General features: G+C 65.1%; 10 protein-coding genes (1 of these 10 cut by a window edge). 5 read left to right on the top strand and 5 right to left on the bottom strand.

Features of this window, described 5'->3' with window-relative positions; genetic code table 11:
* Nucleotides 1-870, bottom strand: the 5' portion of a protein-coding gene (locus DEJ54_RS06145) for an AraC family transcriptional regulator (RefSeq protein ID WP_162742221.1). It extends 102 nt beyond the left edge of the window; 870 of the gene's 972 nt are visible here — the first part of the coding sequence; it begins with the start codon at nt 868-870; its stop codon lies off the left edge, out of view.
* 353 nt (nt 871-1223) lie between these two features.
* On the opposite strand from DEJ54_RS06145, the gene DEJ54_RS06140 reads away from it, so the two are divergent.
* From DEJ54_RS06140 to DEJ54_RS06125, 4 genes are read left to right on the top strand one after another with little or no spacing between them, the layout of a single operon-like run.
* Nucleotides 1224-2546: a DegT/DnrJ/EryC1/StrS aminotransferase family protein gene (locus DEJ54_RS06140; protein WP_113156116.1), complete on the top strand. Its 1323-nt coding sequence runs from the start codon at nt 1224-1226 to the stop codon at nt 2544-2546.
* On the top strand, nt 2527-4056 hold the full coding sequence (locus DEJ54_RS06135; protein ID WP_162742220.1) for a GMC oxidoreductase: 1530 nt from the start codon (nt 2527-2529) through the stop codon (nt 4054-4056). Before DEJ54_RS06140 ends, DEJ54_RS06135 begins: the two co-directional genes overlap by 20 nt.
* Before the next feature lie 3 nt (nt 4057-4059).
* Nucleotides 4060-5394 carry a sugar porter family MFS transporter gene (locus tag DEJ54_RS06130; protein WP_113153792.1) on the top strand — a complete coding sequence of 445 codons (1335 nt, stop codon included), beginning with the start codon at nt 4060-4062 and terminating at the stop codon, nt 5392-5394.
* Complete coding sequence (locus DEJ54_RS06125) at nt 5391-6740, top strand: sugar porter family MFS transporter (RefSeq protein ID WP_113153791.1); 1350 nt, start codon at nt 5391-5393, stop codon at nt 6738-6740. Before DEJ54_RS06130 ends, DEJ54_RS06125 begins: the two co-directional genes overlap by 4 nt.
* On the opposite strand, the gene DEJ54_RS06120 is transcribed toward DEJ54_RS06125, so the two are convergent.
* Nucleotides 6741-7970 (bottom strand): RNA polymerase sigma factor, encoded by a 1230-nt coding sequence (locus tag DEJ54_RS06120; RefSeq protein WP_113153790.1) that lies wholly within the window; start codon nt 7968-7970, stop codon nt 6741-6743.
* Entirely contained in the window at nt 7967-8332 is a 366-nt protein-coding gene (locus DEJ54_RS06115; protein WP_113153789.1) for a YciI family protein, read from the bottom strand. The genes DEJ54_RS06120 and DEJ54_RS06115 overlap by 4 nt, the downstream gene beginning before the upstream one ends.
* Nucleotides 8333-8539: 207 nt before the next feature.
* Between DEJ54_RS06115 and DEJ54_RS06110 the strand changes: the two genes are divergently transcribed.
* A complete protein-coding gene (locus tag DEJ54_RS06110; RefSeq protein WP_245447795.1) occupies nt 8540-8968 on the top strand; it encodes an N-acetyltransferase in 429 nt (142 codons plus the stop codon).
* On the opposite strand, the gene DEJ54_RS06105 is transcribed toward DEJ54_RS06110, so the two are convergent.
* Nucleotides 8965-10092, bottom strand: a complete 1128-nt coding sequence (locus tag DEJ54_RS06105) for an anhydro-N-acetylmuramic acid kinase (protein WP_113153788.1) — start codon at nt 10090-10092, stop codon at nt 8965-8967. The two genes, DEJ54_RS06110 and DEJ54_RS06105, sit on opposite strands and share 4 nt — an antisense overlap.
* A gap of 8 nt (nt 10093-10100) precedes the next feature.
* Nucleotides 10101-11114: a serine hydrolase gene (locus DEJ54_RS06100; protein ID WP_113153787.1), complete on the bottom strand. Its 1014-nt coding sequence runs from the start codon at nt 11112-11114 to the stop codon at nt 10101-10103.

Raw genomic sequence — 11114 nt, 5'->3', positions numbered from 1 at the left:
TTTAATAGAGACACGCTCCAGCTTTATCCGGCGCGCGGCCTCATCCAGCCGGGCATTGCGGGTGAACTCCGCAACGGTCTCGCCGAACGCCTGGCGAAAGACCTCATTCAGACGCCGCGGCGCCATGCCCACTTCTCTGGCGAGCTCTTCCAACCCCGGCGCATCCGCCAGCCGTGAAAGAACGACATCCTGCGCCGCGCAGGCCATGGTCCGATCGCGTTCGCTGATCGCGTGCTCATCTTCCTTGAGGCCGCTTTGCCTGATCACATCACAATAGATTGCCAGAAGTGCATTGACCGTGCCTTCCAGATGCAGGCGACGGGTTTCTCCGCCAAGCTGCGAGTCATTCATCATCGCGCAGAGAAAGCGCACCTCGGGACGGGTCTCGAAATGCTGCACCGTGCGCTCTTCCATATGAAAGAGACGATGCATTGCGCTGGGCGGCGCAAAGCCGAGCCGGCTCTCGATCATCTCCTCGCGCAGGCAGATGCCGACGGCGCACACCGCCTTGCCCGGCATGACCCGGAAAGTGCCCCGATGCTCGGGCAGATGCATGGCCAGATTATCGCGGTTCGTGAACACCCCGTCACAGCCATTGAGATCGTAGTGAACGACGCCGGAGGCGCACGCCATGAAGCTGACCGTTCCCGGCGGCTGGGTGTTGCCGATCTCCATTTCCGTCTCTTCGCGGAAATGCATGCGGGTCAGATGCAGGATCACCCCGTCTTTCAGTTCAAACCGCTCGAGCTCACAGGTCCCGAATGGCAGGGCGGACATCGCCTCGCTGTCATAGGCCGAACCGGCGTGGCGTCCACCGCCCTCCGCTTCAAGTTTCACTTCAACGGTTGGTTTCTCGAAAGACCCTGCCATAGACGTTCTGAACTCTCCCCCAAGCATATGCAGCCGCCACACATATATGACGAAGCGGCGCTGCAAATAATGATAACAAAAAGCAATTCATCACAACCCTTGTAAGCCTTAGCCGGCGTTGTGCTGTGTAGCATTGCGAATCAGGAACCTTCCGTGACCGTGCGCCGGTGTTTCACCGCGCGGCGGGCGGATGCGTTTCGTTTTCAAGGGGGATGAAAGAAGGCCGGACGCGTTCCGGCGACCTTCTTGTGCGGAATGCGTTCGCAAAGGCGCTCTTCGAGCAGCCGGCAGGCATCGTCCGGAAACCCCGACAAACGACATACCGCAACACACCGCATACCAAGGAACGCTTCATGACCGAGCAAAGCCCAACCGTGCTGGCCAATCGCCTGGCGCTTGAAGGCGGCACGCCCGTGCGCACCGCGCCCCTGCCCTGGGAACTGCCCGGCGCACACTGGATCGGCAAGGAGGAGCGCGAGCTGGTCGACCGGGTGATCGACGCGCAGAGCCCCTTCCGGTTTTACGGTCCCGACCCGCAGCACATGGTCGACACGCTGGAACAGGAGTGGCGCGCCGCCTATGGCCATCGCCATGCGCTTGGCGTTTCCTCCGGCACGGCCGCCCTTTCCATCGCCATTTCGGCGCTCGACATAGGGCCGGGCGACGAGGTTCTGATCGCCGGATATATGTGGGTGAGCTGCGTGTCCGCCATCGTGCGCAGCGGCGCGATCCCCCGGCTGGTCGATATTGACGAGACCTTCTGCATGGATCCGGCGGATCTGCGCCGCAAGATCACGCCGCGCGCCCGCGCCATCCTTCTGGTGCATATGAGTGGTGCGCCCGGCCATGTGGCCGAGATCGCCGGGATCGCGAAGGAGAACGGCCTCGCTCTCATCGAGGATTGCGCGCAGGCTGCCGGCGCGAGTTCCGGCGGCATGCCGGTTGGCCGCTTCGGCGACATCGCCACCTTCAGCTTCCAGCTCAACAAGAACATGACCGCCGGCGATGGCGGCATGATCGTCTGTCAGGACGACGCCATCTTCCGCCGCATCACCGCGCTCCACGATCTTGGCTTTGCGCGCAATGAAGAAGGGCGGCTCGACACATCCGACGAGACCTGCCAGCTCTGGGGTTTTGGCGCACGCATGTCGGATCTGGCCGGCGCCATGGCGCTCGCCCAGTCTCGCAAGCTCGGCCAGATCACCGGCGCCATGCGCACGGCCAAATGGCGCATCCGCGAAGCGCTGTCCGACATTCCGCAGATCGACTTCCGTACCGTGCCGGATCCATCCGGCGACAGCGGCCCCTTCCTTGTCACGCTCTATCGTGACGCCAAGACCTGTCAGGCCTTCACCGAGGCGCTGCGCGCCGAGGGCATTCGCGGCCCGGCCGGTTCGCTGAGCTGCATCACCATGCGCGAATGGGGACTGCACTGGTATTTCAACATTCCAAGCCTCACCGAGAAGCGCTCCAACAGCCGTGACGGCTTCCCGTGGACGCATCCGCTCAACGCCTTTGCCGGCGAGATCGATTATCGCCGCCGCGCTCTGCCCAATTGCGATGCGCTCAGCGAGCGCGGTGCGCTCCTCGCCATCGCTTCCAAACTCACCGACGACGACGTCACCGACATCATCACCGCATTCAGAAAAGTCGCCAATGCCCTCTTCAATCGCTGAGACCGCCGCACCGATGCCGACACTCTCTTCTCTCCTGACCTCCGATCCCTTTTCCATCTCCAAGGCGACCACCGGCATTGACGTGCTGGTGATCGGCTCCGGAACGGCCGGCGTCACCAGCGCCATCGAACTGGCGCGCAAGGGGCTCTCCGTGGTGATCCTGGAGGCCGGCCCCTTCCTGCTGCCAAGCCATGTGGGCTCCACCCCTTTCCGCAGCCGCGAGGACATCACCCCGCAGATCCACAATCTGGTACGCTATCGCACCGCCTGGACCGACCACGAGCACTTCAGCGATGGCGTCGCCTCGCCACTCAACAATGATGCATGGTCGGCTGTCGGCGGGCGCACGCTTTTCTGGGGCGGCTGCACGCCACGCTTTTCGGAATGGGATTTCGAGGACTGGCCGTTCTCTTATGAAGAGTTCGCCAGCTATTACGACCGCGCCGAGCGCATCATGCATGTCTCCGGCCGCTCGGAGGAGCGCCCGCCCTTCTTCCGCGGCAAGGCGCAGGACACGATTCTGGACCGCCTCCACAAGGCCGGCATCGATGCCGAACATGCCGCACTCGGTGTCGACACGCAGGAATCGCGCAATGGCTATGTGCCGCGCGGCTTCGATTCTGCTGCCGACCGCCTGCTGCGCAGCGGCCTTCTCTCAAGAGAAGTGGCGCGCGGACGCATCGTGCTGGTTCCCGACACCATTGCCGAGAATATTGAGAACAATGGCCGGCAGGTAACCGGAATCGTCGCGCGCGGTGCGCAAAGCGACCGCCGCTTCCGCCTTGTCGCCCGTCATTACAGTCTGGCCGGTGGCGCGATCCAGTCGACGCGGCTGGCGCTCGATTCCGGTCTGCGCGACATTCACCCGCTGGTCGGCACGCACATCGCCGACCACCTGTTCATTCAGGGCCTGTTCCGTCTGAAGGCGCCGCTCAACGAGCCGATCTACACCTTCATTCCCGCCGGCAAGGACCGCCCCTACCACATCCAGATTCAGGGACCGTTCGACGAGACCTGGTATTCGCCCTACCACGCAACCGTGTGGCTCGACTGCGATCCCCAGGGGCTGTACCTCCTCGCCTATTGTTTCGGCGTCGGCGAAGCCGCCAAGAGCAACGAGTTACAACTCACCGGACAATGCGGTGACGGCCCCGGCAATATGGGCCGCTATGCAGTCCTCAACGGCCGCACCGAAAACGATCTGCGCATTCTCGACGAGATGAACGCCTTCCTTCCCAAGGTGGCGGAAGGCATGGGCGCGGAGCTGGTGCGCAGCCAGATCAACCCGCCCGGCGCGGCCCTGCATGAAATCGGCGGCCTGCGCATGTCGGCGGAGCCGGGCGTCGGCGTCACCGACACCCATGGCCGGTTCTGGGCTCTGCCCAATCTGTCCGTTGCCGATTCCGCAGCGTGGCCTTCGCAGGGTTCGGCCAACAGCTACCTGACCATTACGGCCTGGTCGCTTCGTCATGCAGAAGGCGTGGCCGAGCTGCTCGGGGAGGAGATCTGATCCATGCTGATCCGACTGGTGATACTGGCCGCCCTGTTCGGCTTTCTCTTCGGGTTCGATGAAGGCGTGATTGCCGGCGCTCTGCCGCTCATTACTTCAACCTTCGAAATCTCCGCCTCCGGCGAAGGCTTCGTCACCGCCTCCGTGCCGCTTGGCGCGGTGGGTGGCGCGATCCTCGCCGCGCTTTGGGCCGACAGTCTGGGCCGCCGCAAGGTGCTCATCATGTGTTCGGTTCTGTTCGGCATCGGTGCAATCGCCAGCGGTCTGGCGCAGGAAGAAATCGCGCTCATTCTGGCGCGCCTTCTGCTCGGCATCGCCATCGGCGCGTCGGCGCTCGCCGCCCCCATGTTCCTCGCCGAACTTGCGCCGGCGCGGCATCGCGGCGCAATCGTCTCCGCCTTCCAGCTCATGATCACGATTGGCATTCTGGTGTCCTATCTGATCGACCTGGCGCTGGAGCCGCTCGGCGCATGGCGCTGGATGCTGGCGCTTGGCGCGGTGCCCGCCTTCGTCTCGCTGATCGGCATCGCGCTCTCGCCGGAAAGCCCGCGCTGGCTCGTCATGCGCGGCCGCCGCGAAGAGGCCGGCTCGGTCATCGCCGCCATCCAGCCGGACCTCGACCGCAAGGAAGTGGACCACATTGTCGGCGACATCGCCGCAACGCATGCAGGCGAACCGCGCACAGCCCCGTGGTCGGACTTCCTGTCGGATCACATCCGCCCGCTGGCGATCTTCGCCATCGCCGCCTTCCTGCTTCAGCAGGTCAGCGGCATCAACGCCGTCATCTATTATGCGCCGACCATTCTCGGCCATGCCGGCTTCGATGGTTCGAGCACCCAGCTCACCGCCACAGTGGGCATCGGCATCGTCAATGTCGTGATGACCGTTGTTGCGATGCTCTTCGTCGACAGGCTCGGTCGCCGACCGCTCTTCATTCTGGGTTTCATCGGTTCTGCCGTGAGCCTCGCCGTGATCGCCTATGCGATGAACGGACAGGGTTCCGAGCTTGCGACACTGGCGCTGATCGGGCTGTTTGCCTACATCGCCTTCTTCGCCGTCAGTCTCGGGCCGCTTCCCTGGCTTTATATGTCCGAGCTTTTCCCGCTCGCCATGCGCAGCCGCGGCATGGCCATGGCCTCGGTCGCCAACTGGTCGTGCAACTTCCTCGTGGTCTTCATGTTCCCGGTGCTGGTCAGCTATGCCGGTGCGGCGGCAACCTTCGCCGTGTTCTGCGCCTTCTGCGTTCTGGGGGCGGTGGTCGCCTGGCTCTATGCGCCGGAGACCAAGGGCGTGAGCCTTGAAGACCTGGAGCAGCGCGAGCTCGTGGCGGCGCAATGAGCGATGCCGCCATTCCCGGCAGACCCGCCGCCTTCGCAGTTGCGCGGGTCGCCGCACTGACCGCCTGCAGCGGGCTGCTGTTCGGCTACAGCACGGCCAGCATCGCCGACTGGCTGGAGCCCATCGCGACGGTGTTCGGCCTCACCGTGCGCGGGCAGGAATATCTCACCGTCTCGCTGGTCATCTCCTGCTTCTTCGGCGCCGTTGCGGCCGCACCGCTTGCCCGCCGCTTTGGCCGGCGCATGGCTTTGACCGGCGCATTCGTTCTGGCTGCCGCCGGCTATGGCGTCGTTCTCACCGAACCGTCCCTCTCCCTGCTGGTCTTTGCGCGCGTCCTGATCGGGTTTGCCGTCGGCATCTCCTCCATGGTCGCGCCCATGTATGCGGGCGAGGCCACCCCGGCGGACCGGCGCGGCGGCGTGGTGGCGCTGTTTCAGCTCGCCGTCACGCTCGGCATTCTCGCGGCCTATGCGGTGCCGCTCATCCTGCTCGACCATTCCGCATGGCCACTCGCCATTGGCGGCGGCATCGTCATCCCGCTGGCCGGGCTCCTCATGCTTGTCGCCGTGCCGGAAAGCCCGAGCTGGCTCATCGCCGCGCGCGGCGACGCCGCCGCCCGCGCAGCAGCCGGCGCGCTCGGCGTGCCCACCCCACACGCCGCGCCGTCCACCGCCGGGCACGCGCGGCCTTCGCTCTCGCTGCGCACCGGCGCGACCTTGGCCGTCCTCGCCCTGTGCTGCGGTCTCTTCATTCTGCAGAACCTGAGCGGCATTGACGGCATTCTCTATTATGCGCCCACCATTTTCACCGAGCTCGGCTTTCCGCCGGGGCTCGCAGCGCTGGGCGCAACTTTCGGCCTTGGCCTCATCAATGTGATCGCCACCGTCATCGCCATCCTGACCGTCGACAGGCTTGGCCGCCGCCCGCTGGCGATTTACGGATCGCTGGTCATGATCCTCGGTCTCTCCGCCGTGGTCGCCGCGCATCTGTGGGACATGCCGTTTCTCGGCCTCGCCGGCCTGTGCGTCTACATCGCCGCCTTCGCCCTCAGCCTCGGGCCACTGCCCTATGTGCTGATGGCCGAACTCATGCCTTCCAGCCTGCGCGAGGCGGGCCTCTCCGCTGCGTCCGCAACCTCATGGCTGTTCAACGCTCTGGTCGCGCTGTTCTTCCTGACCGGCGTAACGCAGTTCGGTCTCTCGACCGTGTTCATGTTCTTCGCCCTGATCTGCCTGTTCGCACTGGTGATCTCGATCATCTGGCTGCCCGAGACCAAGGGCCGCTCGCTTGAGGCCATCGAGGAGAACGTGCTGAAGGGCGTCCCGCTCCGGCAGGTTGGCCGCTGATCAGAGCGCGGCCAGCCGCCGCTCCAGAAACCGGCGCTCCGCCGGCTGGCGGGCCAGCTCCAGCGCCGTGCGATAGGCATCCCGCGCCACGTCGATGCGTCCCAGCCGGCGCAGCATGTCGGCGCGGGCCGCATGGGCCAGATGATAGGCGTCGAGCCTTCCATCGGCCATCGCTGCATCAATGGCCGCAAGCCCCGCTTCCGCGCCGTCGCGCATGCTGAGCGCCGCAGCCCGGTTGAGCGCCACCACCGGCGACGGGTCCACCATCGCCAGAATGTCGTAGAGCGACACGACCTGCCGCCAGTTCGTTTCATCCGTGCGCGCCGCCGCGCCGTGCTCCCCTGCAATCGCGGCCTGCAAAAGATAGGGGCCAAGCCGTCCCGCCTGCAGCGCGTGATCGATCAACGCCCGCGCCTCATCGATCAGGGCGCGGTCCCAGCGCGAGCGGTCCTGATCTTCCAGCAGAACGATGTCGCCTGCCGCGTCCACCCGGCTTTCGCGCCGCGCCTCGTGCAGAAGCATCAGCGCCAGAAGGCCCGCCACGTCCGGATCGTCCATGAGCCCCGCCATCAACCGGCCGAGCCTGATCGCCTCACCGGAAAGGTCGGCGCGGGTCAGCTCCGGCCCGTCCGTCGCGGCATACCCCTCATTGAAGATGAGGTAGATCACGCGCAGGACGCTCTCGATCCGTCCGGGCAGCTCCGCCCGCGCGGGTATCTCGAAGGGAATCGCCTCGTCGCGGATCTTCGCCTTGGCGCGCACGATCCGCTGGGCAATCGTCGGCGGGCGGGTCAGATAGGCCCGCGCAATCTCCTCCGTGGTCAGCCCGCCCACCTCGCGCAGTGTCAGCGCAATGCTGGCATCGGCAGGCAGGCCCGGGTGGCAGCAGGTGAAGATCAGCCGCAGTTCGTCATCGCGGATATGTTCGGGAATAGCCGGTTCCGAAGCCGGGTCGGCCAGCGCCGCAAGTTGCGGCAGCGCGCCGGCAAGCCGCGCCTGCCGACGCCAGCGATCCACCATTTTGAAACGGCCGGTCGACACCAGCCACGAATAGGGATTGGTCGGCACGCCTTCGCGTGGCCATCGGTCCGCTGCGGCGGCGAAGGCTTCATGGAGCGCTTCCTCCGCCGCATCGAACCCGCCCAGAAGGCGGATCAGTGTTGCGAGCACGCGCCGCTTCTCGCGGCGATAGACCGCCTCGACGGCAGCGCGTGCGTCGGCCCCGTTCACAGCTGCGGCGGCGGGCTCGAGAAGTCGACCAGCGGACGCACTTCGATGGAACCGATCTTCGCCAGCGGATGACCGCTGATCGCGCGCACCGCATCGTTAAGATCCGGCGCTTCGACGAGCACGATGCCGCCAAGCATGTCCTTCGTCTCCATGAAGGGGCCATCCACCGCCGACATCTTCCCGTCGCGCATCTGCACGGTCATGGCGTTTTCCGGCAACTCCAGCGCCTCGCCCATGACGAAATGGCCGGTCTCCTTCAGCTTCTCGTCATAGCCAGCGCACTCGGCCAGCGCCGCATTCGCTTCCGGGCTACCGCCGAACAGCTCTTTCGGATTGTAATAGATCAGGCAGGCATAGCGCATGGTGTCTCTCCTTATATGAGCGCTTCGAACGCCCATGGTCGTCTGGCAGCAGCCGGATTCGACAACACCATGAAAAATTTTTCGCGCCCTGTCGAAATGAACCTGCCGATGCGGTCCACCTTCTCCCCGCCTCTTGCCGTTCCCCGCAGGAAGGATAGAACGCTCGAAACCGTTTTGAACAAGGATGGAATGGCCGTGAGCGTCACAATCGAAGTTACCGAAACGCCGGACAAGGCGGCGCTGGCGCGGGTGGAGACGGAGCTCGCTGCATTCAACGACGCCGATGTCGGCCCGTCCGAAAAGGCCGCGCTCGCCATCATCGTGCGCGATGAGAACGGCGCTGTGCTTGCCGGCATTTCCGGCTACACCGCCTGGGGCTGGCTCTACATTCAGAAACTGTGGGTGGATGACAGCCTGCGCGGGCAGGGCATGGCCGGGCGCATGCTCGCGGCAGCGGAAGAAGAGGCAGAGCGGCGCGGTTGCCACTCCGCGCTGATCGACACGTTCAATCCCAGCGCCGAGAAGGCGTATACCCGTCAGGGCTATGTGGAATTCGGACGGCTTGAGAATTTCCCGATCGGGCGCAGCCGCATCTTTCTCCAGAAGCGGCTGCCCTCGTCTCACACAAAAATTTAGCGGGCGATCTTCCCGCCGCGCAGCGGTTCGGGCGCGCCCGTCGTCGTCGGGAAGCTGATCGGCAGATCGCGCAGCACGCGCACCGCAAGGAAAGCGAAGCACTCGGCCTCGATGGCGTCGCCACGCCAGCCCACCGTTTCGGCGGGGGCTGCGTCTACCCCGGCGCGTTCGCCCAGCATCTTCATGATGGTCGGGTTGTGCCGGCCACCGCCGCACACGATCAGCCGGTTTGGCCGAACCGGCAGAAGATCGAGCGCCTTGCCGACCGCCGATGCGGTGAAGGCCGTCAGCGTCGCCGCACCCGTGCTGGCGTCGAGACCATCGGCCATGGACGCACCGAAGTCGAACCGGTCGAGCGATTTCGGATAGGGCGCGGTGAGGTAGGGATGCTTCAAAAGCTCCGCCAGCCGCGCCTCGTCCACCGTGCCCGAAGCCGCCAGCGCACCGTCGCGGTCCATGTCGCCAAGCCCCTGCGCCTTGACGAAATCATTGATCGGCGCATTGGCCGGGCCGGTGTCGAAAGCGATAAGCCGGTCCGCACCGTCCCACCAGCTCACATTGGCCACGCCGCCCAGATTGAGCACCGCCGTCTCGCCATCCGTGTCCACGTCCCGCAAGAGAGCTGCATGATAGGCTGCCGAAAGCGGTGCCCCCTGCCCGCCGGCGCGCATGTCGGCCGAGCGGAAATCATAGACCACCGGACAGCCCAGAATGGAATGCATCAGATCGCCGTCGCCGAGCTGCCGCGTCTCGCCGAGACGCCCTTCCTGCGGCGCACGGTGCAACACCGTTTGCCCGTGGAAACCGACCGCGCCGATATCGGCCATGGTCAGGCCATGGCTCTCCACCAGCTCTCGCACGGCGTGCGCCTGCGCGCGCGTCAGAACCTCTTCCGCCTCGGCGAAGATCGCCGGTTCATCGCCTTCGAAATTCCAGGCCCGCGCCTGCTGCAACGTCTCTTCCAGAAGGTCGCGCGTCGATTGCGGATAGGGCGCCAGCGTGTAAGCGCCGAACGCTTCGATGCGCTCGCCATCCGTTTTCAGAAGCGCCACGTCGATGTTTCCGTCGAGTACGGTGCCGGTCATCAGGCCGACGGCCCAGACAGGCTCAAATCCTTCAGCCATGTGCGTTCCTATCCTGCGTTCATGCAATCGCCGACCGCCTGTCGCAGCGCAGCGATGCCGCTGTCGAAATGCCGGGTCGGATGTATGCGGTTGGTGAGAAGGGTCCACGCAAGGCCATTGTCGAAATCGACCCACAGCCCGGTTCCCGTGAAACCCGTATGCCCGATCGTGCCGGCGCTGGCCAGCGCCCCGCCGGGCCAGTTTTCATATGGCCGTTCCCAGCCATGGGTGCGTTTTTCGGAAAGCGGCGTGCGCATCAGCGCCACCGTCTCATCCCCATCGGCGTCGCCTGCAAAAAGCCCTGCCGCGAAATCGAGAACGGCGTCGGCCGTGCCGAACAGTCCGGCATGCCCCGCGCCCTCAAGCGCTGAACAATTGTCGTCATGCACCTCGCCGCAAAGCACCCGGTGCCGCCATGTGCAGTCCTCGGTCGCCGCCGTCTTTTCCGGATCGGCGGCAAAGGCGAAGCCCGGCCCCGGATCGAATGCCCGCAGTCGCTTGCCCTCAAGCCGCTCCAGCGCGAAGCCGAGCAGAATGAAATTGATGTCGGAATAGACCGACGGACCTTTTTCCCAGCGCCGCTGGAGAATGAAGGCGCGCAGCAGGTCCGCATCGCGGCCATAGGTGTAGATCGGCTCCACCGCCGGAAACGGCGTCTGGTGGCCGAGGCACTGGCGAAATGTCACCTGCCGCTCCCATGCGCCCGGATCATACTGGCGCAGATCCGGCAGAAGCGTGGTGAGCGGCGAATCGAGATCGATCACGCCCTCTTTCGCCAGTTCCAGAATGCGCGTGGTGGTGAAGATAACCTTGGTCAGCGATGCAAGATCGAACCAGGTGTCGGTGCGCATTTCACGCTCATGCGGGAGGCGCTGCGCATAACCGGTGGCGCGCACCATGCGCCCGCCATCCCGGTCGATCACGCCGAGCACCCCGCCGGGAATGCGCCCAGCCTCCACCGAGGCGTTCAGCAGGGCAAAGGCGCACTCGAAGCGCGGCGCAAAGGCAGGCGTGTCCGTCAT

The sequence above is a fragment of the Nitratireductor sp. OM-1 genome (assembly GCF_003296175.1).
Lineage (GTDB): Bacteria > Pseudomonadota > Alphaproteobacteria > Rhizobiales > Rhizobiaceae > Nitratireductor > Nitratireductor aquimarinus.
Note: the sequence above shows the minus strand (reverse complement) of the source record. Positions and strands in the feature narration are given on the sequence as shown.